At 73.6% G+C, this 26609-nt stretch carries 25 protein-coding genes; 24 read left to right on the top strand and 1 reads right to left on the bottom strand.

The window, feature by feature from the left end; all coding sequences use genetic code 11:
- Positions 1-54: 54 nt before the first annotated feature.
- From AC1DT4_RS10020 to AC1DT4_RS09920, 21 genes are all read left to right on the top strand, one after another.
- On the top strand, positions 55-1632 hold the full coding sequence (locus tag AC1DT4_RS10020; protein ID WP_477089640.1) for a UDP-N-acetylmuramoyl-L-alanyl-D-glutamate--2,6-diaminopimelate ligase: 1578 nt from the start codon (positions 55-57) through the stop codon (positions 1630-1632).
- Positions 1629-3080 (top strand): UDP-N-acetylmuramoyl-tripeptide--D-alanyl-D-alanine ligase, encoded by a 1452-nt coding sequence (locus tag AC1DT4_RS10015; protein ID WP_477089639.1) that lies wholly within the window; start codon positions 1629-1631, stop codon positions 3078-3080. Before AC1DT4_RS10020 ends, AC1DT4_RS10015 begins: the two co-directional genes overlap by 4 nt.
- A complete protein-coding gene (mraY, locus tag AC1DT4_RS10010) occupies positions 3077-4159 on the top strand; it encodes a phospho-N-acetylmuramoyl-pentapeptide-transferase (protein ID WP_477089638.1) in 1083 nt (360 codons plus the stop codon). Before AC1DT4_RS10015 ends, mraY begins: the two co-directional genes overlap by 4 nt.
- Positions 4160-5587: a UDP-N-acetylmuramoyl-L-alanine--D-glutamate ligase gene (gene murD / locus AC1DT4_RS10005; protein ID WP_477089637.1), complete on the top strand. Its 1428-nt coding sequence runs from the start codon at positions 4160-4162 to the stop codon at positions 5585-5587.
- Positions 5584-6825, top strand: a complete 1242-nt coding sequence (ftsW, locus tag AC1DT4_RS10000; protein ID WP_477089636.1) for a putative lipid II flippase FtsW — start codon at positions 5584-5586, stop codon at positions 6823-6825. Before murD ends, ftsW begins: the two co-directional genes overlap by 4 nt.
- Positions 6818-7954 (top strand): undecaprenyldiphospho-muramoylpentapeptide beta-N-acetylglucosaminyltransferase, encoded by a 1137-nt coding sequence (murG, locus tag AC1DT4_RS09995; protein WP_477089635.1) that lies wholly within the window; start codon positions 6818-6820, stop codon positions 7952-7954. The genes ftsW and murG overlap by 8 nt, the downstream gene beginning before the upstream one ends.
- Entirely contained in the window at positions 7951-9372 is a 1422-nt protein-coding gene (gene murC, locus AC1DT4_RS09990) for a UDP-N-acetylmuramate--L-alanine ligase (RefSeq protein ID WP_477089634.1), read from the top strand. Before murG ends, murC begins: the two co-directional genes overlap by 4 nt.
- On the top strand, positions 9369-10454 hold the full coding sequence (locus AC1DT4_RS09985) for a cell division protein FtsQ/DivIB (protein WP_477089633.1): 1086 nt from the start codon (positions 9369-9371) through the stop codon (positions 10452-10454). Before murC ends, AC1DT4_RS09985 begins: the two co-directional genes overlap by 4 nt.
- A gap of 199 nt (positions 10455-10653) precedes the next feature.
- On the top strand, positions 10654-11907 hold the full coding sequence (ftsZ, locus tag AC1DT4_RS09980; RefSeq protein ID WP_477089632.1) for a cell division protein FtsZ: 1254 nt from the start codon (positions 10654-10656) through the stop codon (positions 11905-11907).
- Between the two features lie 16 nt (positions 11908-11923).
- Positions 11924-12703 (top strand): peptidoglycan editing factor PgeF, encoded by a 780-nt coding sequence (gene pgeF, locus AC1DT4_RS09975; RefSeq protein WP_477089631.1) that lies wholly within the window; start codon positions 11924-11926, stop codon positions 12701-12703.
- A 151-nt stretch (positions 12704-12854) separates the two neighbouring features.
- Positions 12855-13346 (top strand): cell division protein SepF, encoded by a 492-nt coding sequence (locus AC1DT4_RS09970; RefSeq protein ID WP_477089630.1) that lies wholly within the window; start codon positions 12855-12857, stop codon positions 13344-13346.
- 3 nt (positions 13347-13349) lie between these two features.
- Entirely contained in the window at positions 13350-13634 is a 285-nt protein-coding gene (locus AC1DT4_RS09965; protein WP_477089629.1) for a YggT family protein, read from the top strand.
- 129 nt (positions 13635-13763) lie between these two features.
- Positions 13764-14447: a DivIVA domain-containing protein gene (locus tag AC1DT4_RS09960; protein ID WP_477089628.1), complete on the top strand. Its 684-nt coding sequence runs from the start codon at positions 13764-13766 to the stop codon at positions 14445-14447.
- A gap of 165 nt (positions 14448-14612) precedes the next feature.
- Positions 14613-15074, top strand: coding sequence for a TraR/DksA family transcriptional regulator (locus AC1DT4_RS09955; RefSeq protein ID WP_477089627.1), 462 nt, complete (start codon positions 14613-14615; stop codon positions 15072-15074).
- A gap of 20 nt (positions 15075-15094) precedes the next feature.
- Positions 15095-15745: a signal peptidase II gene (locus AC1DT4_RS09950; protein ID WP_477089626.1), complete on the top strand. Its 651-nt coding sequence runs from the start codon at positions 15095-15097 to the stop codon at positions 15743-15745.
- Positions 15738-16676 carry an RluA family pseudouridine synthase gene (locus AC1DT4_RS09945; RefSeq protein WP_477089625.1) on the top strand — a complete coding sequence of 313 codons (939 nt, stop codon included), beginning with the start codon at positions 15738-15740 and terminating at the stop codon, positions 16674-16676. The genes AC1DT4_RS09950 and AC1DT4_RS09945 overlap by 8 nt, the downstream gene beginning before the upstream one ends.
- Positions 16677-16687: 11 nt before the next feature.
- Positions 16688-17155 carry a GNAT family N-acetyltransferase gene (locus tag AC1DT4_RS09940; RefSeq protein WP_477089624.1) on the top strand — a complete coding sequence of 156 codons (468 nt, stop codon included), beginning with the start codon at positions 16688-16690 and terminating at the stop codon, positions 17153-17155.
- 83 nt (positions 17156-17238) lie between these two features.
- Positions 17239-20778: a DNA polymerase III subunit alpha gene (gene dnaE / locus AC1DT4_RS09935; protein ID WP_477089623.1), complete on the top strand. Its 3540-nt coding sequence runs from the start codon at positions 17239-17241 to the stop codon at positions 20776-20778.
- Positions 20779-20957: 179 nt separating this feature from the next.
- A complete protein-coding gene (locus AC1DT4_RS09930) occupies positions 20958-21302 on the top strand; it encodes an ArsR/SmtB family transcription factor (RefSeq protein WP_477089622.1) in 345 nt (114 codons plus the stop codon).
- A complete protein-coding gene (locus AC1DT4_RS09925; RefSeq protein ID WP_477089621.1) occupies positions 21302-21799 on the top strand; it encodes an SRPBCC family protein in 498 nt (165 codons plus the stop codon). Before AC1DT4_RS09930 ends, AC1DT4_RS09925 begins: the two co-directional genes overlap by 1 nt.
- Entirely contained in the window at positions 21799-22812 is a 1014-nt protein-coding gene (locus AC1DT4_RS09920; protein WP_477089620.1) for an SRPBCC domain-containing protein, read from the top strand. The genes AC1DT4_RS09925 and AC1DT4_RS09920 overlap by 1 nt, the downstream gene beginning before the upstream one ends.
- Here the strand turns inward: AC1DT4_RS09920 and AC1DT4_RS09915 are convergent.
- A complete protein-coding gene (locus AC1DT4_RS09915; protein ID WP_477089619.1) occupies positions 22788-23006 on the bottom strand; it encodes an RNA-binding S4 domain-containing protein in 219 nt (72 codons plus the stop codon). The two genes, AC1DT4_RS09920 and AC1DT4_RS09915, sit on opposite strands and share 25 nt — an antisense overlap.
- A gap of 101 nt (positions 23007-23107) precedes the next feature.
- Between AC1DT4_RS09915 and hisD the strand changes: the two genes are divergently transcribed.
- The 3 genes from hisD to AC1DT4_RS09900 all read left to right on the top strand — a co-directional run.
- Positions 23108-24430, top strand: coding sequence for a histidinol dehydrogenase (gene hisD, locus AC1DT4_RS09910; protein ID WP_477089618.1), 1323 nt, complete (start codon positions 23108-23110; stop codon positions 24428-24430).
- Positions 24431-24524: 94 nt separating this feature from the next.
- Complete coding sequence (locus AC1DT4_RS09905; protein ID WP_477089617.1) at positions 24525-25547, top strand: 3-oxoacyl-ACP synthase III; 1023 nt, start codon at positions 24525-24527, stop codon at positions 25545-25547.
- Positions 25544-26609 (top strand): alpha/beta fold hydrolase (locus AC1DT4_RS09900; protein WP_477089616.1); only part of this gene is annotated, 1066 nt, incomplete at its 3' end. The genes AC1DT4_RS09905 and AC1DT4_RS09900, both read left to right, overlap by 4 nt.

The following is a 26609-nucleotide window of genomic DNA, read 5'->3' as shown; positions in this document are numbered from 1 at the left end:
CGTGACGGGCCGCATCCGGGCGTCCGCGCCCCCCACCCGGGGTAGATTCTCCCCATGACGACCCCCGCTCGGATGCGCCCGCTGCATCCCGCGGCCCACCGGGTCGCCGACCTCGTCTCGACGTTCGGGCTGGTCACGCGCGGTCTCCCGCTGCCCGCCGACGCCTCGCTGACGGGTGTGACGCTCGCCAGCGGCGACGTCGAGCCGGGTGACGTGTTCGTCGCGGTGGCCGGTTTCAAGGTGCACGGCGCCACGTACGCCGCGCAGGCGGTCGACGCCGGCGCTGTGGCGGTGCTCACCGACGAGGCGGGTCTGGAACACCTCGAGTCCGCCGGACTGGCCGCCCGCGTCGCCGTGCTGGTCGCCGACGACCCGCGAGCCCTCGCCGGTCCGGTGGCGGCCTGGGCGCACGACGCACCCGGCGAGCGCCTGGTGACGGTCGGCGTGACCGGCACCAACGGCAAGACCACGACGACGTACTTCCTCGACGCCGCGCTCCGGGCGGCGCACGCGACCACCGCGGTGCTCGGCACGGTCGAGCTGCGGATCGGGCCCGATGCGGTCGAGAGCCCGCGCACCACGGTCGAGGCCCCCGCGCTCCAGGCGATCCTCGCGCTGGCCGTGGAGCGGGGCGCGACGGCGATGGCCACCGAGGTGTCGTCGCACGCGCTCGCGCTCGGCCGGGTCAGGGCGCTGACGTTCGACGTGGTCGGCTTCACCAACCTGCAGCGCGACCACCTCGACTTCCACGGCGACATGGACAACTACTTCCGGGACAAGTCGCGGCTGTTCGCCGTCGGCCAGGCGCGCCGTGGCGTCGTCGTGGTCGACGACGAGTGGGGCCGTCGGCTGGCCGCCGAGTCGCCGATCCCCGTCGAGTCCGTCGCCACGCACGTGGGTGCGCCCGAGGGGTCCGACGCCGACTGGGCCGTGGTCGCCGCGGACATCGGGCTGGACGGCGTGGGCTCGAGCTTCACGCTGCGCGGGCCCGACGGCGTCGAGCACCCCGCGGTGAGCCCGCTGCCGGGCAAGGTCAACGTGTCGAACGCGGCGCTCGCGATCGTGCTCGCGCACGCCGCCGGCGTCGACCTGGACGCGGCGATTGCCGCCGTCGCGGTCGCGCACGAGATCCCGGGCCGGATGGAGCGGGTCATCGAGCGCGGGGAAGGCCTCCCGCTCGCGATCGTCGACTACGCGCACACGCCCGACGCGCTCGTCCTGGCGCTCGACGCGGTGCGCCCGATCACGCCCGGCCGCCTCGTGATCGTGTTCGGCTCGGACGGCGACCGCGACCAGGGGAAGCGCCCGATCATGGGCGAGATCGCGGCCCGGCTGGCCGACGTGATCGTCGTCACGGACGAGAACCCGCGCTCCGAGGAGCCGGCGGCCATCCGATCCGCCATCCTCGACGGGGTCCGGGCGCAGCGTCCGGACCTGGTCGACGTGCACGAGGCCACCAGCCGCGCGCAGGCCATCCGCGACGCCCTCGACCTCGCCGCCGAGCAGGACACCGTGATCATCACGGGCAAGGGCCACGAACCGACACAGGAGATCGCCGGGGTGTTCCACCGGTACAACGACCGCGACGTGCTGATCGCCGCACGCCTCACCCGTCAGGAGCAGCACGCGTGATCGCCCTCACCGCGGCCGAGATCGCGGCCGCGACCGGTGGCGTGCTGCGCGGCACCGCGGCGACGGACCCGGCGCTCGTCGTCAGCGGACCCGTGGTCGTCGACTCGCGCGACGACGTCACCGGCGGGCTGTTCGTCGCCCTGCCCGGGGAGCACGTCGACGGCCACGACTACGCCGCCGTCGCCGTGGCCGGGGGAGCCGCGCTCGTGCTCGCCGTGCGTGACGTCGTCGGGGCCGGGGGCGCCGTGCTGCCGAGCGTCGTCGTGACCGACGTCGAGAAGGCGCTGGGCGACCTCGCCCGCGTCGTGCTCGAGCGCCTGCGCGAGGTGTCGCACGAACCGGGCGGCAGCGAGCTGCGCGTCGTCGGGATCACGGGGTCGGTCGGCAAGACGACCACCAAGGACCTGCTCGCGCAGCTGTGTGGCAGCGTCGGGCCGACCATCGCCCCGGTCCGCTCGTTCAACAACGAGATCGGGCTGCCGCTCACCGTGCTGCGCGCCGACGAGTCGACGCGCTTCCTCGTGCTCGAGATGGGCGCCAGCGGGCCCGGGCACCTCACGTACCTCACGGACATCGCGCCGCCCGACGTCGCGGTCGTGCTCATCGTCGGCCACGCCCACCTCGGCGGGTTCGGCGGCATCGAGGCGGTCGCCGTGGCCAAGTCCGAGATCGTGCAGGGCCTCGTCTCCGACGGGATCGCGGTGCTCAACGCCGACGACCCGCGGGTGTCGGCCATGGCCACGCTGGCCCCGGGCGAGGTCGTCACGTTCGGCGCCGCGCCCGCGGCGACCGTCGGTGTGCGCGACGTCCGGCTCGACCGCACCGGGCGGGCGACCTTCACGCTCGTGCACCGCGCCGAGCCCGAGCGCACGGCGGAGGTCGCGCTGCGGCTGGTCGGCGAGCACCACGTGCACAACGCCCTCGGCGCGGCGGCGGCCGCCCTGGCCGTCGGCCTCGACCTGGACGAGGTGGCCGCCGGTCTGGGCGCGGCGGACGCGCTGAGCCCCCACCGCATGCACGTGGTCGACCGACCGGACGGCGTCACCATCGTCGACGACTCCTACAACGCGAACCCGGACTCGATGCGCGCGGCCCTCAAGGCGCTGGCCGTGCTCGCCGGGCGGGACCGGCGCTCGATCGCCGTCCTGGGCGAGATGCTCGAGCTCGGGCCGGGTGCGCGCGAGGCCCACGACGCGATCGGCCGGCTGTGCGTGCGGCTGAACATCGGCCTGACGATCGTCGTCGGCGAGGGCGCCCGCGCCATCCGCGACGGCGCCAACCATGAGGGCTCGTGGGGCGACGAGGTCGTGCTGGCCGACGACCTCGCCGTGGCCACCGCGTTCCTCGAGAGCGAGCTGCGCCCCGGCGACGTCGTCCTGGTGAAGTCGTCGTACGGCGCCGGCCTCTGGAAGCTCGGCGACACGCTGGTCGCAGGGGCCGCCACATGAGAGCCGTCCTGATCTCCGGCGGCCTGGCGATGCTGATCGCCCTGCTGGGCACGCCCCTGTTCATCCGGTACCTGGTGCACAAGCAGTACGGCCAGTTCATCCGGCAGGACGGACCGACCGCGCACTTCACCAAGCGCGGCACGCCGACCATGGGCGGCGTCGTCATCATCGGCGCCACGCTGCTCGGCTGGGTGGGCGGGCTCATTGTGACCGGGACCGTGCCCAGCGCGTCCGCCGTGCTGGTGCTGTTCCTCATGACCGGCCTGGGGGTGGTCGGGTTCCTCGACGACTTCATCAAGATCTCTCGGCAGCGCAGCCTCGGGCTCAACGCGCGCTGGAAGATCGTCGGCCAGGGGATCGTCGGCATCACGTTCGCGGTCGCCGCGCTGCAGTTCCCCAACGAGAAGTTCCGGACGCCGGCGTCCACCCGGATCTCGTTCATCCGGGACACCAACCTGGACCTCGCGTTCTGGGGCGTGACGCTCGGCATCATCCTGTTCGTCGTCTGGGCCAACTTCCTCATCACCGCCTGGTCGAACGCGGTCAACCTCACCGACGGGCTGGACGGCCTGGCCACCGGCGTCTCGCTGATTGTCTTCGGCGCGTACGTGATCGTCGGCGTGTGGCAGTTCAACCAGAGCTGCCAGTTCCTGGCCAGCGCCGGGCCGCGCTGCTACGAGACGCGTGACCCGCTCGACCTCGCGGTCGTCGCCGCGGCCATCACCGGTGCGTGCTTCGGGTTCCTCTGGTGGAACGCGAGCCCCGCCAAGATCTTCATGGGTGACACCGGGTCGCTCGCGCTCGGTGGCGCGCTGGCCGGCCTGTCGATCCTGTCCCGCACCGAGATCCTCGCTGCGATCATCGGCGGCCTGTTCGTGCTCGAAGTGCTCTCCGACGTCATCCAGATCGGCTTCTTCAAGCTGACCCGAAGACGAGTGTTCAAGATGGCCCCGCTGCACCACCACTTCGAGCTCTCGGGCTGGGGCGAGGTCACCATCGTGATCCGCTTCTGGATCATCGCCGGGCTGTTCGTCGCGCTCGGCGTGGGGATCTTCTACGCGGAGTGGGTGGCCGGCTAGGTGTCCGAGCTCGTGCTGGAGGGCGCCCTGGTGGTCGTCGCCGGCCTCGGGGTCTCGGGCCGCGCCGCGGTCGAGGTGCTCGCGTCCCGCGGCGCCCGCGTGGTGCCTGTCGACGACCACGCCGACGACGTGATCGGTTCGGCCGAGCTGCTCGAGGGGACCGTGCTGGACCGCGCCGACCTCGTCGTCGCCTCGCCCGGGCTCGCGCCGCACCACCCCTTGCTGGCGGCAGCGCTCGAGCGCGGCGTGCCGGTCTGGAGCGAGGTCGAGCTCGCCTGGCAGGTCCGGGTCGACCGCGCGTCCGGCGGGGGACCGGCCCCGTGGCTCGCCGTCACGGGCACGAACGGCAAGACCACCACCGTGGGGATGCTCGAGTCGATCCTGCGGGCGTCGGGCGAGAACGCGCTGGCCGTCGGCAACGTCGGCACCCCGGTGGTGCTCGCCGCGACCGACCCGAGCCTCGACGTCCTCGCGGTGGAGCTGTCGAGCTTCCAGCTCCACTTCACGCACTCGATGTCGGCGCAGGCGGCCGCGGTGCTCAACGTGGCGCCCGACCACCTCGACTGGCACGGGTCGCTCGACGCGTACGCGGCCGACAAGGGGCGCATCTTCGAGCGCGCCCAGATCGCCTGCGTCTACAACCTGGCCGACCCCGTCACGCAGGACCTCGTCCTGGAGGCGGAGGTCGTCGACGGCGCCGTGGCCGTCGGCTTCACGCTGGGCACGCCGCTCGTCGGGCAGGTCGGGCTGGTCGAGGACGTGCTGGTGGACCGCGGGTTCGCGCGGCTGCGGCACACGCACGCGGCCGAGCTGGGCACGCTGGACGACCTGGCGCAGCTGGCCGGCCCCGACGGCACGGTCCCGCCGCACGTCGTCGCCGACGCCCTCGCGGCCGCCGCGCTCGCGCTCGCGCACGACGTGCCGCCCGCCGCGGTCCGTGACGGCCTGCGCGCCTACGGCCCGGGGGCGCACCGGCTGGCCACCGTCGCGGTGGTCGACGGGGTCGCCTACGTCGACGACTCGAAGGCCACCAACGCGCACGCGGCGGCGGCGGCCCTGGGAGCCTTCGCGGCCGGCAGCGTCGTGTGGGTGGCGGGCGGCCTGGCCAAGGGCGCGCAGTTCGACGAGCTCGTGCTGGCCCGGCGGGACCGGTTGCGCGCGGTGGTCCTCATCGGGGTGGATCGTGCACCGTTGCGCGAGGCACTCGCCCGACACGCACCCGAGGTCCCCGTGGTCGAGGTCGACGCCGGTGAGACTGGCACGGTGATGACCCGCGCCGTGCACGAGGCCCAGCGGCTCGCCGCCTCGGAGCCCGACGCGACGACCGTCCTGCTCGCCCCCGCCTGCGCGTCGATGGACCAGTTCACGTCGTACGCCGCCCGGGGTGAGGAGTTCGCCGCAGCCGTGCGTGCACTGGAGGTCCGATGACCGCGACGACGCCCCGGGCCGGTACGCGTCGCGACGAACCGGTCACCAGCACGGGCTCGCTGCTCGGCCAGTGGAACAGCGCGGTCACCAGCTACTACGTGCTGCTCGGCGCGACCGCCCTGCTGCTCGTCATCGGGCTGGTCATGGTCCTGTCGAGCTCCAGCGTCGAGTCGCTCGACGACGGGCACTCGGCTTACGCGGTGTTCCTCGACCAGGCGAAGTACGCCCTCATCGGGCTGCCGATCCTGTTCGGGCTCTCGCGCGCGCCGGTGAAGTTCTTCCAGGCGATCGCGTGGCCCGCGCTCGCCGTCGCCATCGTCTTCCAGCTGACCGTCTTCACGCCGCTCGGGTGCGGCGCGGGCGGCAACCAGAACTGGGTCTGCTTCGCCGGCCTGTCCGCGCAGCCGTCGGAGACCATCAAGCTGGCGCTGGCCATCTGGCTCGGCGCGGTGCTCGCCCGCAAGCTGCCGCTGCTGCGGGAGTGGAAGCACGCGCTCATCCCGGCGGTCCCGGTGGCCGGCCTGGCCATCCTCGTCGTCCTCGCGGGCCACGACCTCGGCACCGCGCTGGTGCTCATCCTGCTCGTGGCGGGCGCGCTGTTCGTCGCCGGGGTCCCGATGCGGATGTTCGGCCTCGCCGCGGTGCTCGCGGGCGGGCTCACGGCGCTCCTCACGGTCACCAGCAAGAACCGCACCGACCGGATCATGTCCTGGCTCTCCGACGAGTGCGACGCGGCGTCGTCCTGCTACCAGACGCTGCACGGCGGCTGGGGGCTGGCCAGCGGCGGCTGGGGCGGGCTGGGGCTGGGGGAGAGCCGCGAGAAGTGGTCCTACCTGCCGGCCGCGCACAACGACTTCATCTTCGCGATCCTGGGCGAGGAGCTCGGGCTCATCGGCACGCTGCTGGTGCTCGGGCTGTTCGGCCTGCTCGCCTTCGCCATGATCCGCGTCATCCGCCGGCACCCCGACCCGTTCGTCCAGATCACCACGGGCGCGATCCTCTGCTGGATCATCGGCCAGGCGCTGGTCAACGTGGCGGTCGTCATCGGCCTCGCCCCGGTCATCGGGGTCCCTCTCCCGCTGGTGTCGGCCGGCGGCTCGGCGCTGATCATGACGATGGCCGCGCTCGGGGTGCTCATCGCCTTCGCGCGCTCGGAACCGGGCGCCGCCGAGGCCCTGGCCGCGCGCCCGAGCGTGGTGCGCCGGTCGCTCGCCGTCATCGGGCGGTCCCGTGGCTGAGGGGCACACGACGCCGTCGGTGCTGCTCGCGGGCGGTGGCACGGCAGGCCACGTGAACCCCCTGCTCGCGGTCGCCGACGAGCTGCGACGGCGGCACCCGAACGCCCGCCTGACCGTCCTCGGCACGGCTGAGGGCCTCGAGGCGCGTCTGGTCCCCGAGCACGGCCTGCCGCTCGCCGTGGTGCCGCGCGTCCCCCTGCCGCGCCGCCCGACCCTCGACTGGTTCCGCCTGCCGGCGCGCCTGCGGGCCGCCGTCCGCGCCGCCGGCACCGCGATCGACGAGTCCGGCGCGCAGGTCGTCGTCGGGTTCGGCGGCTACGTCGCGACGCCCGCCTACCTGGCCGCGCGGAGCCGAGGCATCCCGGTCGTCATCCACGAGCAGAACGCGCGTCCGGGCCTGGCCAACCGGCTGGGCGCCCGCTGGGCCAAGGCGGTCGCGGTGACGTTCCCGGGGACGTCCCTGCGCGGCGCGCAGGTCACCGGCCTGCCGCTGCGCGCACCCATCGCCCGGCTGGTGGACCAGCTGTCCACCGACCGTGCCGGCACGCGCGCCGCGGCGGCCGCGGAGCTCGGGCTCGACGCCGACCTGCCCACGCTCCTGGTCACGGGGGGCTCGCTCGGCGCGGTGAGCGTCAACGCCGCGGTCGCCGGTGCCGCGGCCGACCTGCTCGCGGCCGGCGTGCAGGTGCTGCACCTCACGGGCGCGGGCAAGGCCGAGGCCGTGCGCGCGGCGCTCGACGGCGTCGCGGGCGCCGAGCGGTACCACGTGCGCGAGTACCTGACCGAGATGCACCTGGCCCTGGCCGTCGCCGACGTCGTCGTCGGGCGCTCCGGCGCCGGCACGGTGTGCGAGCAGGCCGCTCTCGGCATCCCGGCGGTCTACGTCCCGCTGCCCGTCGGCAACGGCGAGCAGCGCCTCAACGCCGCCTCCGTGGTCGCGGCAGGCGGTGGGCTGCTGGTCGACGACGCCGACCTCGACCCGGCCTGGATCCGTGCGCACCTGCCGGTCCTGCTGGTCGGGGAGTCCGCCGCGGAGACGCGCGCGCGCATGGGTGCGGCCGCCGCGAGCGTCGGCGTGCGGGATGCCGCCGCCCGGGTGGCCCGGCTGGTCGAGAAGGAGCTGCCATGACGGCCGAGCTCCGTCCCGCGGACCTCGGTCGCGTGCACCTGGTCGGCGTCGGGGGAGCGGGCATGTCGGCCGTCGCCGCGCTGCTGGCCGCCCGCGGGGTGGCCGTCAGCGGGTCCGATGCTGCCGACGGTCCGGTGCTGCCTGCTCTGCGCGACGCGGGCGTCGACGTGCACGTGGGTCACGACGCCGCGCTGGTCGACGGCGTCGACACCGTCGTGATCTCGTCGGCGGTCCGCGAGTCCAACCCCGAGCTCGCCCGCGCGCGCGAGCTCGGCCTGCGCGTGCTGCACCGGTCCGAGGCGCTGGCCTCGCTCATGATCGACCGGGATGCGGTGGCGGTCGCCGGGGCGCACGGCAAGACGACCACCTCGGCGATGATCGCCACCGCCCTGCTGCACGCCGGGGCGGACCCGTCCTTCGCGATCGGCGGCACGGTGTTCTCGGCCGACGGCCCGCTCGGCGGGGGTCGGGACGGCGCCGGGCCGGCGTTCGTCGCGGAGGCCGACGAGTCCGACGGCTCGTTCCTCGCGTACGCGCCGCTGGTCGCCGTCGTCACCAACGTCGAGCCGGACCACCTGGACCACTACGGCTCGCCCGAGGCGTTCGAGGACGCGTTCGTCGCGTTCGCCGACCGGATCCGCGCCGGGGGTGCGTTGGTGGCCTGCGCCGACGACCCGGGCGCGGCTCGGCTGGTGGAGCGCGTGCAGGAGTCCCTCGCCCGGCGCGGCGTCACCGTCGTCACCTACGGCAGGTCGCCCGACGCCGACGTGCGGGTCGGCGACCTCGTCCCGGACGGCGACCGCTGGGCGTTCGGCCTGACCGCGGGCGACGAGCGCACCACGGTGCGGCTCGCCAGTCCCGGCGCGCACAACGCGCTCAACGCCGCGGCCGCCTGGGCCGCCGTCCGCAGGCTCGGGCTGCCGGACGCCGCCGAGGGCCTGGCCGCGTTCCGGGGTACGGGGCGCAGGTTCGAGGACCGCGGGACCGCGGGCGGCGTGCGGGTGGTCGACGACTACGCGCACCACCCCACCGAGGTCGCGGCGATCCTGCGGGCCGCGCGCTCCGTCGTCGGCGACGGCCGCGTGCTCGTCCTCTTCCAGCCGCACCTGTTCTCGCGCACCCGGACATTCGCGACCGAGTTCGGCGCAGCGTTCGACCTCGCGGACGTCGTCGTCGTGACCGACGTCTACGCGGCGCGCGAGGACCCGGACCCCACGGTGACCGGGGCGCTCATCGTCGACCGGGTCCCGACGCCCGGGAAGGCGACCTTCGTCGCCGACAAGCTGGCCGCCGCCCGCACGCTGGCTGCCGCGGCCCGGCCCGGGGACCTGCTCCTCACCGTGGGTGCGGGGGACGTGACCCTCCTGGCGCCGGTCGTGCTCGACGCGCTCGCGGACGACGAGCGGGCGGGCGCATGAGCCCGTCGCGACCCACCGCACCGCGCGATCCCGCCCCCGGCCGGCCGGCCGCGCCGCGGAGCGCACCGCCGCAGCCCGCGAAGGCGCCTGCGCCCACCAAGCCTGCGACGTCCGCCAAGCCGGCGACGGCCACGAAGCCTGCGACGTCCGCCAAGCCGGCGACGTCCGCCAAGCCGGCGATCGCGAAGCCCGCCGCGAAGACGGCCACGGCGCCGACGCGCGGCGTGCCGGCGCAGCCGGACGCCGCGTCGTTCGGACGCTCGGTGACGACGTACAGCGCCGGGGGAGCCCGCCGGTACGCGGGCCCGGTCGCGCCGCCCGTGGTCTCCACCAGCTCGGTGGCTCGGTTCGCCGAGCGTGCCCGCGCGCGGCGCAACCTCGCCCGCCGGCAGGGAGTCCTCGTGGGCGGTGCCGTGGTCGCCGCCGGCGCCCTCGGGTGGCTGCTGCTGCTCTCGCCGGTGCTCGCGCTCGACCCCGCGCAGGTGCAGGTCGAGGGCGCGGGGACGGTCGTCGCGGTCGACCAGGTGCTCGGCGTCGTCGACGCCCACGCGCGCACGCCGTTGCCGCGCCTCGACACGGTCCGGCTGCGCGACGAGGTGCTCGACGTACCGGGCGTCCGGGAGGCGCGCGTGACCCGCGCGTGGCCCCAGGGCCTGGTCGTCGTGCTCGTCGCCCGCGAGCCCGTCGCCGCGGTGCCGGAGGAATCGAACGCCGCGACGCACGGCGGACCCGCCGGCTTCGCGCTGCTCGACATGGACGGGGTGCAGGTGGGCCGCGTCGACGCCGCACCCGACGGGTTGCCCGTCGTCGACGTGCCCGTGGGCGACAAGCGGACGCTCACCGCTGTGCTGAGCGTGCTCGAGCAGCTGCCGGCCGACCTGCTCGCGCAGGTGGGCGCGGTCTCGGCGCACACGCAGGACACGGTGACCATGACGCTGCGCGACAACGTCGAGGTCGACTGGGGGAGCGCGCACGAGACCCCGCTGAAGATCGCGGTCCTCTCGGCGCTGCGCGCGTCGCCGGCGGCGGCAGGGGCGACCGTCATCGACGTGTCGGCACCGCGGCTGCCCATCACCAGGTGAGTTTCGGCACCAACTCCCGACACGCGCGGCGCGGTCGTTGATCGCGGTCGGGACGACACCTAGCGTCACGCACTGACAGCACACCTGACATAACTATAACCCTCAAGTAGAGGGTGAAGGTTTCACCGCCGGCCTCGGAGTGTCGTGGCCGGACCCCGTGGCTCAGGCCGCGACCGGCACAGAACGAGAGGCACCCACCGTGGCAGCTCCGCAGAACTACCTGGCGGTCATCAAGGTCGTCGGCATCGGCGGCGGCGGCGTCAACGCCGTGAACCGCATGATCGAGGTCGGCCTCAAGGGTGTCGAGTTCATCGCCGTCAACACCGACGCCCAGGCCCTGCTCATGTCCGACGCGGACGTCAAGCTCGACGTCGGCCGCGAGCTGACCCGTGGGCTCGGCGCCGGCGCGGACCCCGAGGTCGGCAAGAAGGCCGCCGAGGACCACAAGGACGAGATCGAGGACGTCCTGCGCGGCGCCGACATGGTCTTCGTCACCGCGGGCGAGGGTGGTGGCACCGGAACCGGTGGCGCACCCGTCGTCGCACGGATCGCCCGCTCGCTCGGCGCGCTGACCATCGGTGTCGTCACCCGCCCGTTCACGTTCGAGGGTCGCCGCCGCTCCGTGCAGGCGGACTCCGGGATCGAGGCGCTGCGGGCCGAGGTCGACACCCTCATCGTCATCCCGAACGACCGGCTGCTGCAGATCTCCGACCGGTCCGTCTCGGTGCTCGACGCGTTCCACTCGGCGGACCAGGTGCTGCTGTCGGGTGTCCAGGGCATCACGGACCTCATCACCACGCCGGGTCTCATCAACCTCGACTTCGCCGACGTGAAGTCCGTCATGCAGGGCGCCGGCTCGGCGCTCATGGGCATCGGCTTCGCCCGCGGCGACGACCGCGCGGTGCAGGCCGCCGAGATGGCGATCTCGTCGCCGCTCCTCGAGGCCAGCATCGACGGCGCGCACGGCGTGCTGCTCTCCATCCAGGGCGGCTCCGACCTCGGGCTCTTCGAGATCAACGAGGCCGCGCGCCTGGTGCAGGAGGCCGCGCACCCCGAGGCGAACATCATCTTCGGTGCGGTCATCGACGACGCCCTCGGCGACGAGGTCCGCGTGACGGTCATCGCGGCCGGGTTCGACTCGGGCTCCCCGACGGTCCGCCGCGACGCGCGCGCTCTCGGCCAGGTCAGCGGCAACTCGGCCCGCCAGGTCCCGGCCGCCCCGCAGGTGCCGACGCCGCGCCCGGTGCTCGACCCCGAGGAGCAGCTGGTGCCGGTCGGCGCGTACGCGCAGAACCGTCCCGCCGGCGCGAGCCAGCCCGACGTCCCGGCCTTCCTCTCGACCGAGGCTGAGCCGACGCCGATCACGGGAGCGCTCGAGGTGCCCCGGATCTTCACCGAGGACGCCCCGCGCCGCGAGCGCGACGAGCTCGACGTCCCGGACTTCCTCAAGTAGGCACGCGAGCACCCTCGTGTCCGGCGTCCAGCCCGGGGTCGACCTCCCGCCCGTCGTGGCGGTCGATCTCGGTCCCGGCGTGCGGGCCGGGTTCAGCACCCGCGGGGGCGGCGTCAGTCGGCCGCCGTACGACGCGCTGAACCTCGGCTACGCGGTCGGCGACGACCCGGCGGCCGTCGATCGCAACCGGCACCTGCTCGTGCGGTGGGCGGGCGCGCCCGTCGCGTACGCCTCCCAGGTCCACGGCGCCGGGGTGCTCGTGGTGTCGGAGCCGCCGCGCGCCGACGACGAGTCGGTCGGAGAGGCCGACGCGCTGGTCTCGACCACCCCGGCCGTCGCGGTCGCCGTGCTGGTCGCCGACTGCGTGCCCGTCCTGCTGGCCGACGCGGCCGCCGGGGTCGTGGCCGCCGTGCACGCCGGGCGGCGCGGCCTCGTGGCCGGCGTGGTGCAGGCGGCGGTCGCGGCCATGGTCGGAGAGGGCGCGGACGTCGGGCGGATCCGTGCCGCCGTGGGTCCCGCGATCGCGGGCGAGTCCTACGAGGTGCCGGCCGACCTGCAGGACGAGGTCGTCGCCGTCGTGCCGCAGTCGCGGGCGACGACGGCGTGGGGCACCCCCGCGCTCGACCTGCCGGCCGGCGTCGTCGCGCTGCTGCGCTCGGTCGGGGTCACGCAGGTGACCACCGACGGGCGGGACACCTGGAAGGACCCCGCTCTCTACTCGTTCCGGCGCGCCCAGCGGACGGGTCGGTTCGCCGGTCTGGTCCGACCGCCGGACCGACCGCATCTCCCGTGGTGAATGCCGAGGTTGTCGGGCGTGTCGCGGGGTGCGCTGTTCGCGCGCGTTGCTAGCGTGACCGGCAGAGGGAGCCCAGCGTCGCTGCAGCAGTGTTCAGCAGGAGGCGGGGCTCCGGGGAGGTCCGGAGAGATCCGGGGAGGGAGCCAAGGCGATGGCCGGAGCGCTGCGCAAGACGATGCTGTACCTCGGCCTGGCCGACGACCGGTCCGAGCACGAGGACTACCTCGAGGAGTACGACGACCAGGAGGTCGCGGTGCCGCAGGAGTACGAGGCCCAGGTCACGCCGCTGCACCGGCCGACGCGCACGACGCTGCCCACGCAGGCCGCGCCGCAGGCGCCCGTCGCCGGTGAGCTGCGCCGCATCACCACCATCCACCCGCGGTCGTACAACGACGCGCGCAAGATCGGCGAGGCGTTCCGCGAGGGCACCCCGGTGATCATGAACCTCACGGACATGGACGACGCCGACGCCAAGCGGCTCGTCGACTTCTCGGCGGGACTGATCTTCGGCCTGCACGGCGCGATCGAGCGCGTGACCAGCAAGGTCTTCCTGCTCTCGCCGGCGCACGTCGAGGTGGCGGGGGAGGCTGCGGGTCCCGCGGCCGAGCCGCCGACGCGCGCGGGCTTCTACAACCAGAGCTGACGCGTGCATCTCGTCGCCGCCCTGCTGTTCTACGTCGTCCTCGCGTTCTTCCTGCTGCTCCTGGTGCGGCTCGTGCTGGACTGGGTGCAGTTCTTCGCGCGCGACTGGAAGCCGTCGGGGATCGCCCTGGTGATCGCGGAGGCGACGTACACGGTGACGGACCCGCCGCTCAAGGCGTTGCGCCGGATCCTGCCGCCCGTCGGCATCGGATCCGTGCGTCTCGATCTCGCATTCCTGGTGCTCGTCCTGGGCTGTTCCGTCCTGATGTCGCTGCTCAGCCAGTTCTGAGCCGACGGACCACCCGTCCGTGGGCGTGTCGCGGGGACGTGCGCGCACCCCATTCTCCGCTACCGTGGCCCGAGGCGGTCGGTGGACTGCCGCCGGCCCGACCGAGCACTACCGACTGAGGTGATGACGATGGCTCTGCTGACCGCAGACGAGGTCTTGAACAAGAAGTTCCAGGCCACGAAGTTCCGCGAGGGCTACGACCAGGACGAGGTCGACGACTTCCTGGACGAGGTCGTCAACACGCTGCGCGAGGTGCAGGGTGAGAACGACGAGCTGAAGACCAAGCTGGCCGCGGCCGAGCGCCGCATCGCCGAGCTGAGCAGGGCCGGTGCCCAGCAGGCCGCGCCGGCCGCGAAGCCCGAGCCCACGCCCGAGCCCGTCCCGGCTCCCGCACCGGTCATCGCCGCCCCCGTGGCCGCGCCCGCGCCGGTCGTGGCGCCCGTGCAGCCCGCCGCCCGGGCCAGCGAGCCGGAGTCCGCCACGGGGATGCTCGCCCTGGCCCAGAAGCTGCACGACGACTACGTGCGCAGCGGCCAGGAGGAGTCCGACCGTCTGGTGGGCGAGGCGAAGAGCCAGGCCAATCGCATCGTCCGCGAGGCCGAAGAGACGTCGCAGCGCACGCTCGGCCAGCTCGAGCAGGAGCGTTCGCTCCTCGAGCGCAAGATCGACGAGCTCCGTGTGTTCGAGCGCGACTACCGCACGCGCCTGAAGAGCTACCTCGAGAACCTGCTGGGCGACCTGGACAACCGGGGCAACGCCTTGCCGCCCCGCTCGGGCCAGCCGCAGCCGGTCGGGGACGGTCAGAACCTCTGACGACGGTCCGGCGTCCACCCGCCGGGCCCCGGCACGCCCTGCATCACCACAGGTCAGGTCGTACGTCCACCACGCGCCATGCCGGGTTTCACCCGGCGTGGCGTGTTGTGTCCCTGCCGGTGCACGCATACAGTCACGTGACTTCGAGGACAGGGGGGCCCGCTCGTGGCCATCAATGACGCGCTGAGCACGGTCGACATCAGCACGGACACCAAGGAGCTCGCGAAGCTCGTCAAGGGCTTCCCGGTGCGTGACGGCGAGAAGCCGTGGACCACCCGTGAGGTCAAGGACGTCGCGGACGAGCTCACCAGCGACATCGACCGACTCACGGGCGAGCTCGCGGCAGCCGATGCCGAGCTCTCCGACCTGCTGCGCAACTCCGGGGACGGCGCCGGCGACGACCAGGCGGACTCCGGGTCCTCGGCGCTCGAGCGCGAGCAGGAGCTCACGCTGGTGAACAACACGCGGGACCTGCTCGCGCAGACCACCCGTGCGCTGTCGCGGATCTCCACGGGCACGTTCGCGACGTGCGAGTCGTGCGGCAAGGCCATCGGAAAGGCCCGCCTGCAGGCGTTCCCGCGGGCCACCCTCTGCGTGGAGTGCAAGCAGCGCGAAGAGCGCCGCTGACGCGCACGTAGACTCCTGCGGTGCCCACCACCCCGGACGTCCAGCCTGACGCGCCCTCGACCCACCCGCGTCGCCGTGGGCTCCTGATCGCGCTCTTCACGATCGCCGGGGTCGTCCTCGTCGTCGACCAGGTGTCGAAGGCCTGGGCGCTCGACGCCCTCGCGGACGGCGAGCGACGGCAGGTGGTCGGCGACCTCCTGGGGCTGCAGCTCGTGTTCAACCCCGGGGCGGCGCTGTCGATCGCGACCGGCATGACGTGGCTGCTGACGCTCGTCGCGATGGTCGTCATCGTCGTCGTCGTGCGGGCCAGCCGCCGGATCGGCTCGCGCGCCTGGGCCGTCGCGCTCGGCCTGCTGCTCGGCGGGGCGCTGGGCAACCTCGTGGACCGCTGGATCCGGGAGCCCGGACCGGCGCGCGGCCACGTGGTCGACTTCATCGCGTACGCGCACTGGTTCGTGGGCAACGTCGCGGACATCGCGATCGTCGTCGCCGCCGTGATGATCGTGATCCTCGCCGCGACGGGGGTCCACATCGACGGGACGCGCGACGGGCACGACGACCCGGACGCGGACGTGTCCGACGCCACCGACGCCACCGATGGCACCGACGGCACCGACGACGCAGCGCCCGCGACGGCCGGCCCGTCCGAGCAGACCGAGCAGAATGCCTGACACGCGCGCGATGCCCGTGCCCGACGGGCTGGTGGGCGAGCGGGTCGACGCGGCGCTGTCCCGGCTGCTCGGACTCTCGCGAACCCGCGCCGCGGAGATCGCCGAGGCCGGCGGCGTGCGCCTCGACGGCAAGGAGCTGGGCAAGTCGGACCGCCTGTCCGCGAACGGCTGGCTCGAGGTCGAGATCCCCGACGTGGCCCCCGCGGCCGGCATCGAGGTCGTGGCCGAGCCGGTGCCGGGCATGCGCATCGTCTACGACGACGACGACCTGGTGGTCATCGACAAGCCCGTCGGGGTCGCCGCGCACCCGTCGCCGGGCTGGACCGGCCCGACCGTCGTCGGCGCTCTCATGGCGGTCGGCTACCGCATCTCCACGTCCGGGGCGGCCGAGCGGCAGGGGATCGTGCACCGGCTCGACGCCGGGACGTCGGGGCTGATGGTCGTCGCCAAGAGCGAGCACGCCTACACCGTGCTGAAGCGGGCGTTCAAGGAGCGCACGGTCGAGAAGGTCTACCACGCGCTCGTGCAGGGGCACCCGGAGCCGACCAGCGGCACCATCGACGCCCCCATCGGCCGCCACCCTAGCTCCGACTGGAAGTTCGCGGTCGTGGCGGACGGCAAGCCGTCGATCACGCACTACGAGGTGCTCGAGATGCTGCCCGCGGCCTCGCTGGTGGAGGTGCACCTGGAGACGGGCCGCACGCACCAGATCCGCGTCCACTTCGCGGCGACCCGCCACCCGTGCGTCGGCGACCTGACGTACGGCGCGGACCCGACGCTCGCCGCGCGCGTGGGCCTGACGCGGCAGTGGCTGCACGCGATGCGGCTCGGGTTCCACCACCCGAGCACGGGCGAGTGGCTCGAGCTGACCAGCGAGTACCCCGAGGACCTGGCGCGGTCGTTGGCGGTGCTGCAGGACGGGTACGTGTGACGGTCGTCGTCGTGCGCGTCGAGACGGACGAGCAGCGTGCAGCGATGACGGCGATCCGCATGGCCGTCTTCGTGCAGGAGCAGAACGTGGCCGCCGAGCGTGAGATGGACGCGCTGGACGACGACCCCGCGACGCTGCACGTGCTGGCGCAGGCCGGCGACGGCACCGCGCTCGGCACTGCACGGCTCCTCCCGCCGCACCACGTCGGTGAGCCCGCGCACATCGGCCGGGTGGCGGTGAGCGCCACGGCCCGCGGGCTCGGCGTCGGGGCGCTGCTCATGGCAGCGCTCGAGGCGGAGGCGCTGGAGCGCTACGGCGTCGTGGCGGACGGCTCCAGGAGCGTGTCCGTCGAGCTCAGCGCGCAGGAGCAGGCGCTCGGGTTCTACGCCCGGCTGGGCTACGTCGCGCGGCCGGAGCGGTACCTCGACGAGGCCATCTGGCACCGCGACGCAGTGAAGGTCGTGACGGCTCCGGCGTAGGCGCGCCGCGACACGCCGCGCACCCGCCGACACAGGCCGCGCCGCGCCGGGGAGTGTCGGCGGCGGGACGTAGGATCGCCCGCATGGCATCTGCTGGGGGCTCCGACTTCGTCCACCTCCACGTGCACACCGAGTACTCGATGCTCGACGGCGCGGCCCGCCTGGGCGATCTGTTCGCGGAGGTCGAGAGGGTCGGCCAGACGGCCATCGCGACCACCGACCACGGCTACCTCTTCGGCGCCTTCGACTTCTGGTCCAAGGCGACGTCGGCCGGGATCAAGCCGATCATCGGCATCGAGGCGTACGTCACGCCGGGCACCAGCCGGTTCGACCAGACCCGCGTGCGGTTCGGCCAGCAGGGCCAGGAGCAGGACGACGTCTCGGCACGCGGCGCCTACACGCACATGACGCTGCTGGCGCGGAACAACGAGGGCCTGCACAACCTCATGCGGGCGTCGTCGCTGGCCTCGCTCGAGGGGCAGATGGGCAAGTGGCCGCGCATCGACCGCGACCTGCTGCAGCGCTACGGCAAGGGCCTCATCGCGACCAGCGGGTGCCCGTCGGGGGAGATCCAGACGCGCCTGCGCCTGGGCCAGTGGGACGAGGCCGTCCGCGTGGCCGGCGAGCTGCAGGACATCTTCGGCAAGGAGTACTTCTACGTCGAGCTCATGGACCACGGGCTCGACATCGAGACGCGGGTGCTCAAGGACCTCCTGCGCCTCGCCGAGTCCATCGGCGCCCCGCTCCTGGCCACCAACGACCTGCACTACGTCAAGCAGGAGGACCGCGCCTCGCAGGACGCGCTCCTGGCCATCAACTCCGGCTCCACGCTCGCGGACCCCGACCGGTTCAAGTTCGACGGCGACGGCTACTACGTCAAGACGGCCGCCGAGATGCGCCGCGTCTGGGCCGAGCTCCCGGAGGCGTGCGACAACACGCTCCTCGTCGCGGAGCAGTGCGAGGTCACGTTCAACACGTCGGCCAACTACATGCCGAACTACCCGGTCCCGGCCGGCGAGGACGAGACCAGCTGGTTCATCAAGGAGGTCGAGACCGGCCTGCACGTGCGCTACCCGGACGGGATCCCCGACGCGGTGCGCAAGCAGGCGGAGTTCGAGACCGAGGTCATCACGGGCATGGGCTTCCCGGGGTACTTCCTCGTCGTCGCCGACTTCATCAACTGGGCCAAGAACAACGGCATCCGCGTCGGACCCGGGCGTGGGTCCGGCGCCGGCTCGATGGCGGCGTACGCCATGCGGATCACCGACCTCGACCCGCTGCAGCACGGCCTCATCTTCGAGCGGTTCCTCAACCCGGACCGCGTCTCCATGCCCGACTTCGACGTCGACTTCGACGAGCGCCGGCGCGGCGAGGTCATCCGGTACGTGACCGAGAAGTACGGCGAGGACCGCGTCGCGCAGATCGTCACCTACGGCACGATCAAGGCCAAGCAGGCCCTCAAGGACTCCGCGCGGCTGCTGGGCATGCCGTTCGCGATGGGGGAGAAGCTCACCAAGGCGATGCCGCCCGCCATCATGGGCAAGGACATCTCGCTCACGGGGATCTTCGACCCGGCGGACAAGCGGTACAACGAGGCCGAGGAGTTCCGTCAGGTCCACGCGGCGGACCCCGAGGCGCAGCGCGTGGTCGAGCTGGCCAAGGGCATCGAGGGCCTGAAGCGGCAGTGGGGCGTGCACGCGGCCGGCGTGATCATGTCGAGCGACCCGCTGATCGACATCATCCCGATCATGCGGCGCCCGCAGGACGGCGCGGTCATCACGCAGTTCGACTACCCGACGTCCGAGGGCCTCGGCCTCATCAAGATGGACTTCCTCGGGCTGCGCAACCTGACGATCCTCGACGACGCGCTCGAGAACATCGTGATGAATGGCAAGGAGGCCGTGGTCCTCGAGGACCTCGCGCTGGACGACCGGGCCACGTACGAGCTGCTGGGCCGTGGCGACACCCTGGGCGTGTTCCAGCTCGACGGCGGCGGCATGCGCTCGCTCCTCAAGCTGATGCGCCCCGACAACTTCGAGGACATCTCGGCCGTCGGCGCCCTGTACCGGCCCGGCCCGATGGGCGCCAACTCGCACACCAACTACGCGCTGCGCAAGACCGGCGTGCAGCCCGTCACCCCGATCCATCCGGAGCTCGAGGAGCCGCTCGCGGAGATCCTCGGCACCACGTACGGCCTGATCGTCTACCAAGAGCAAGTCATGGCGATCGCCCAGCGCGTCGCCGGGTACTCGCTCGGCCAGGCCGACATCCTGCGCCGCGCGATGGGCAAGAAGAAGAAGTCGGAGCTGGACAAGCAGTTCGAGGGCTTCTCGGCCGGCATGGTCGAGCGCGGCTTCTCGATGGGCGCGGTGCAGACGCTCTGGGACATCCTGCTGCCGTTCTCCGACTACGCGTTCAACAAGGCGCACTCCGCGGCGTACGGGGTGATCTCGTACTGGACGGCCTACCTGAAGGCCAACTACTCGACCGAGTACATGGCCGCGCTGCTGACCAGCGTGCGCGACGACAAGGACAAGTCCGCGCTGTACCTGGGCGAGGCGCGGCACATGGGGATCACGGTCCTGCCCCCCGACGTGAACTCGTCGTCGGCCAACTTCACGGCCGTGGGCAAGGACATCCGGTTCGGTCTCACGGCCGTCCGCAACGTCGGGTCCAACGTGGTCGACGCGATCGTGCGGGCGCGCGAGGAGAAGGGCGAGTTCACGTCCTTCACCGACTTCCTCGACAAGGTGCCGGCGGTGGTCTGCAACAAGCGGACCATCGAGTCACTCATCAAGGCCGGTGCGTTCGACTCCCTCGGCCACGCGCGACGCGCGCTGCTGCTGGTGCACGAGCAGGCCGTGGACTCGGTCATCGGCGTCAAGCGCAAGGAGGCCGAGGGGCAGTTCGACCTCTTCGCCGACCTCATGGGAGGCGATGACGGCCCGCAGGGCTTCGCGGTCGTCGTGCCGGACCTGCCCGACTGGGACAAGAAGCAACGGCTGGCGTTCGAGCGGGAGATGCTCGGCCTGTACGTCTCGGACCACCCGCTGTCCGGGCTCGAGCACGTGCTCGCCGCCGCGGCGGACGTGTCGATCGCGACCCTCCTGGGCGACGAGCAGCGGCCCGACGGCTCGACGGTCGTCGTCGCGGGGCTCATCACGTCGCTGCAGCGCAAGATGTCCAAGCAGGGCAACCCGTGGGCCGCGGTCACCATCGAGGACATGGAGGCCTCGGTCGAGATCATGTTCTTCGGCGAGACGTACCTGGCCTACTCCACGGCGCTGACCGAGGACGCCGTCGTGGTGATCCGCGGCCGGGTGCGACGGCGCGACGAGACCATGCAGCTGCAGGCCATGGAGGTGTCGCTGCCCGACGTCGCCCAGGCCGCGGACGCGCCCGTCGTCGTGTCGATGGCCGTGTCCCGCTGCACCCCGCCGGTCGTCGAGCGGCTCCGCGAGGTGCTCTCCACGCACCCGGGCGTCACCGAGGTGCACCTGCGGCTCACCAGCCCCGGCCGTGCCACCGTGATGCGGCTCGACCACGGGCTGCGCGTCGCGCGGTCGCCGTCTCTGTTCGGGGACCTCAAGGCGCTGCTCGGGCCCAGCTGTTTGGCGTCCTGACCGAGGCCGCGGAGGGTCCGTCGGCGGCTGACCTGCCCCCGCGGCCGCGGAGCCGTCGCGCCCGGTGCCGTTGTCGGGACACCTCGCGGGGTCGTCGGGGCACCGCGTTCCAGCCGCGATCCGTCGTATCCGCCTTGCGTTATATAACCGAAGGTGGAAACATCGGCGTCGTGCAGACGATGGACGCTCTGGGAGACCCGGTCCGGCGCCGGCTGGTCGAGCTCCTCGCCGACGGCGAGCGCAGCGCCGGGCAGCTGGCGACCGCGGTCGGCGCCGAGTTCGGCATCAGCCAGCCGGCGGCGTCCCGGCACCTGCGGGTGCTGCGCGAGGCCGGCGTCGTCGACTCGGTCCCGCAGGGCGCCGTCCGCCTGTACTCGGTGCGGCCGGAGGCGTTCGACGAGCTCGAGCGCTGGTCGCGGGGCATCCGGCGGTTCTGGGACGGCAGGCTGGACGCGCTGGAGACGGAGATCGCCCGGGGCGCGCGGGAGCGGCGCCGGGCCCAGGACGCGACGGAGGAGCAGTGATGACGACGGACGTGTGGGGCGTGCTGACACCCGGGGAGGTCGGCGTCACGGTGCGCTTCGAGCGCCGCTACGCGACGACGCCGGACGACCTGTGGTCCTGCGTGACGGAGCCGGAGCGGCTCGGGCGCTGGCTCGGGCCGGTCTACGGCGACCTGCGGGTGGGCGGCCGGTACGAGCTCCGGATGGGCGACGACGTGGCCGGCTCGCCGCAGAACGCGGCCGGCGAGGTGCTGGAGTGCGACGCGCCGGGGCGGCTCGTCCTCACCTGGGAGTTCCCCGGCGAGGAGGCGACGAGCATCGTGGTCACCATCGTCGCGGACGGCGTCGGCTCGCTCCTCGTGCTCGAGCACCTGGACCTGTCCGAGTCGGCGGCGCGGGGGTACGGGGGCGGCTGGCACGCGTCTCTCGACCAGCTGGACGACTACGCGGCCGGTCGGCCCGTCCGGCCGTGGCAGGACCTCTTCGACGCGGCCCTGCCGCACTACCGGGAGCCGTGATGGGCGGCGACCTGGGTGAGGTGCTGGTCCGCGGACCCCGCCGCGAGCTCGTGTTCAGCCGCGTGCTGAGCTCGTCGCCGGCCGACGTCTGGGCCGCGCTCACGGTGCCGGAGCGTGTGGGCCGGTGGATCGGGCAGCTCGAGGTCACCGGTCAGGACTACGTCCTCACGTTCCCGGACGCCGGGCACCCGCAGACGCGCGGCCGGGTGCTGGTCTGCGAGCCCACGAGCCGGTTGGTCGTCACGTGGACGCACGAGGACGAGGCGCCGGGGGAGCTCGAGGTCGCGCTCCGGGTGCACGGGCACGGCACGGAGCTCCGGCTGGTGCATCGCGACCTGCGGGCCGTCGGCGCGAGCGTCTACGGCGCCGGGTGGCACGGGCTGCTGGACGCGCTCGCGGGTGCGCTCGGGCGCCCCGTCGCGGACGCGCAGCCGTTCGCCGCGCTGCTGTCGCGCTACCGGACGCTCGAGGCGGCGGGCGTCGCGGGTGAGGTGACGACGACCCCGGAGGGCGCGGCGGTCGTGGTGTCGCGGCTGCTGGACGCCTCCGTCGACGACGTCTGGTCGGCGCTCACCCGCCGCGAGCGGGTCGGCCGGTGGCTCTGGCCGGTGGCGCAGTGGCCGGTCGGGGACGACGAGCTCTGGGACCCCGCGGCGGGTGACCGGGTCGTGTTCGACGACCCGAACGCACCGTCGCAGGCCCGGTTCGACGTGCTCGACGCCCGGCCCGGACGCCGACTCGTGGTGTCCTGGGGGCCCGTCGACGGCGACGGGGGCACCGAGGTGACGTTCACGCTCGAGCCCGAGGGGGACGCGACGTTGCTCGTCGTGCACCAGGCGCCGACGCCGTCCGTCGTCGCGGCCGGGCGCGAGCGCGGGGGCGCCGACTTCGCGGCGGGGTGGCACGCGCTCGTCGACGGGCTCTCGGTGCTGCTCGCCGGGGAGGAGCCGCCGCCCACCGACGACCTGTGGCAGGCGGCCTACGCGGTCTACGCGACCGTGGCCTCCTTGTAGCCGGCCGGCAGGTCGACCTCGACCACGTCCCCGCGGACCAGCTGGCGGCCCCGGCGGGCCTCGTCCTCGCCGTTGACCGTGACGGCTCCCTCCTCCAGCAGCGCGCGGGCGTGCGCGCCGGAGTCGGCGAGGTCGGCGAGCTTGAGGAACTGGCCGAGCCGGATCGAGTCGTCGGAGATGGGCACCTGGGTCATGGGAGCAGTCTGCCTGGTCCGCGCCGGGTGTGGCGCAGCGCACGGACCGCCCGTTGGTCGTGGCCGGGCCACGCCCGGAGGCGCGTCCTATGCTCAGGAACGTGATCACCCGCATCGACCTGCGCGGTCGCACCCTGTCACGCCGGGAGCTCCTCGAGGAGCTGCCCCGCGCCGAGGTCGACGTGGAGCACGCCGCCGAGGTCGTGGCGCCCATCCTGGCCGACGTGCGCAAGCGCGGGGCGGCCGAGCTGCGCGACCTCGCCGAGCGCTTCGACGGCGTGCGCCCCGTGCACCTGCGGGTGCCGGCGGACGTCATCGCGGCGGCCGTCGGCGTCCTCGACCCCGACGTGCGGTCGGCGCTGGAGGAGACCATCCGGCGTGTCCGCGAGGTGCACGGCGCGCAGCGGCCGGCCGACTTCACGGTCGAGATCGCCCCCGGCGCGCAGGTGCGCCAGCGCTGGATCCCGGTCCGCCGCGTCGGGCTGTACGTGCCGGGCGGCCTTGCGGTCTACCCCTCGTCGGTCGTCATGAACGTGGTCGCGGCCCAGGCCGCCGGCGTCGGGTCGCTCGCCGTGGCGTCGCCGCCGCAGAAGGCCGGCGACGGCCTGCCCGACCCGGTCGTGCTGGCCACGTGCGCCCTGCTCGGGGTGGACGAGGTCTACGCCGTGGGTGGGGCGCAGGCGATCGCGATGTTCGCCTACGGGGCGGCGGGCAGCGACGACGTCGACGGCGAGACGCTCTGCGAGCCGGTCGACGTGGTGACCGGCCCGGGCAACGTCTACGTCGCGGCGGCCAAGCGGCTGGTCCGCGGCGTCGTCGGCATCGACGCCGAGGCCGGCCCGACCGAGATCGCGATCCTGGCCGACGGCACCGCCGACGCGACGCACGTGGCCGCCGACCTCGTCTCGCAGGCTGAGCACGACCCGCTCGCGGCGGCCGTCCTGGTGACGCCCTCGGTCGAGCTGGCCGGCGCGGTCGAGGCGAAGCTCATCGACCGGGTCGAGGTGACGATGCACCGCGGTCGGGTGACCGCCGCCCTGGACGGCCGGCAGTCGGCGATCGTGCTGGTGGACGACCTGGAGCGGGGCCTCGAGGTGGTCAACGCGTACGGCGCCGAGCACCTCGAGATCCAGACGGTCGGTGCCGCGGCACTCGCGGAGCGGGTGACCAGCGCGGGCGCGATCTTCGTCGGCGCGTACTCGCCCGTCTCGCTGGGCGACTACATGGCCGGCTCCAACCACGTGCTGCCGACAGGCGGGTGCGCGCACTTCACCAGCGGCCTGGGCGTGCACTCGTTCCTGCGCGCCGTGCAGGTGATCGAGTACGACGCCGACGCGCTGGCGGAGGTCGCGGACAAGATCGTCGCACTCGCGGACGCCGAGGGTCTCCCGGCCCACGGCGAGGCGGTGCAGGCCAGATTCTGACGCCACCCGTCCCCGCAGCGCAGCCACCGCGCCGATCCCACGCCCGCGCCGTCGCGCGAGCCCGCGACCTCAGCCCCCGTCGAGAGGACAGCCTGTGACAGGCAACGCGACGTTCCGCCACCGTGATGTCGCCCTCCTCGCCGTCGTCGGCATCGAGGCGCCCGTCGTGGTCCCGTCGACGGTGTTCGACGAGCAGCTCGCGCCCACCCTGAAGCGCCTGCGCCTGCCCCGGGGGCTGCTGTCCCGGGTGGCCGGCGTGCACGAGCGCCGCTGGTGGGACGAGGAGATGACGTTCGACGACGCGGCGACGGCCGCGGGCGCGAAGGCCCTGGCCGAGGCGGGGATCGACGCCGGGAACGTCGGGCTGCTCATCAACACGTCGGTGACGCGCACGTTTCTCGAGCCGTCGGTCGCGTCGCGCATCCACTCGGGCCTGTCGCTGCCGTCCAGCGCGCTCAACTTCGACCTGACCAACGCGTGCCTGGGCTTCGTCAACGGCATGACGCTCGCGGCGCAGCTCATCGACTCGGGCCAGATCTCGTACGCGGTGATCGTCAACGGCGAGGACCCACGCCCGACGCAGGAGGCGACGATCGCGCGGCTCACCTCGCCGGACACCACCCGCGAGTCGTTCCTCGAGGAGTTCGCCACCCTGACCCTCGGGGCGGGCGCGGCCGCAGCCGTCCTCGGCCCGGCGCACCTGCACCCGGGCGCCCACCGCCTGCTCGGTGGCGTCGCCCGCTCGGCCACGCAGCACCACGACCTGTGCGTCGGCGGGGTCGACGGCATGCGGACCGACCCGAGCGGGCTGCTGGCCGGCGGCCTCGAGCTGGTGGTCGATACCTGGAACGAGGCGCAGCCCGAGTGGGGCTGGGCCGACGTCGACCGCATCGTCACGCACCAGGTCTCCTCGGTGCACACCCGCTCGATCGTCGAGGCCCTGGACCTGGACCCCGAGCGCGTGCCGACGACCTTCCCGCGCTGGGGGAACGTCGGCCCGGCCGCGCTGCCGATGACCCTGGCGGAGGAGGCCGACTCGCTGCGCACCGGCGACCGCGTGCTCTGCATGGGCGTCGGGTCGGGTCTGCACACCGCCATGGCCGAGATCGTCTGGTGACCGCGGCGTCGACACCGCCCGCGGACGTCCTGGCGGCCGGCGGGATCGACCCGCGCTGGTCGCGGGTGGTCCGGGTGGGGTCGCGGACCTGGCACCTGCTCGACAACGGCCCGACCCTGCAGGCCGAGCCCGTCGGCACGCTCCTGTGCGTGCACGGCAACCCGACCTGGTCGTTCCTGTGGCGCCGCCTGGTCGCGGCCGGTGCCCGGCCCGAGCGGCCCTGGCGCGTCATCGCGGTCGACCAGCTGGAGATGGGCTGGTCCGAGCGGACCGGCGAGCAGCACCGGCTCGCCGACCGCGTGGCCGACCTCGGGGACCTGACCGGCCACCTCGGCCTGTCCGGCCCGGTGGTGACGGTCGGGCACGACTGGGGTGGCGTGGTCAGCCTGGGCTGGGCGCTCGACCACCCCGAGCTCCTGGCCGGGATCGTGCTCACCAACACGGCGGTGCACCAGCCGGACCGGGACCCGCTCCCCGCGGCGCTGCGCGTGGCCATGGCGCCGGGCGTGCTGCCGGTGGGGACGGTCACCACGCCGGCCTTCCTCGAGACCACGCTCGCGCTCGCGCACCCGCGCCTCGACCCCGCCGTGGCCGACGCCTTCCGCGCGCCGTACCGGACGGCCGAGCGGCGCGCGGGGATCGGCGGGTTCGTGGCCGACATCCCCGCGACGCCCGACCACCCGAGCCGCCCCGAGCTGGACCGGATCGCCGAGGGCGTCCGCGGCCTGGGCGTCCCGGCCCTGCTGCTCTGGGGGCCGCGCGACCCGGTGTTCTCCGCGCGCTACCTCCGCGACCTGCGGGACCGCCTCCCGCACGCCGACGTGCACCGGTTCGAGGGCGCCGGCCACCTGGTGGTGGAGGACGAGGACGTCGCGGGCGCGGTGCTGCGCTGGCTCGACGCTCGGGACGACGTGCCCCGACCCGTGGAGCACCCGGAGCCGTACCGCGCGCTCGGCGCGACGCTGGTGGAGCGAGCCGACGACCAGGGGACGGCGCTCGTCGAGCTGGCCGGCGCACGGTCGCGGCGCGCGACCTGGGCCGCGCTCGCAGCGCGTACCGACC

This window comes from Cellulomonas sp. P4_D11 (genome assembly GCF_056401915.1).
The sequence above is the reverse complement of the archived record's forward strand: the minus strand, read 5'-3'. Positions and strand labels throughout refer to the sequence as shown.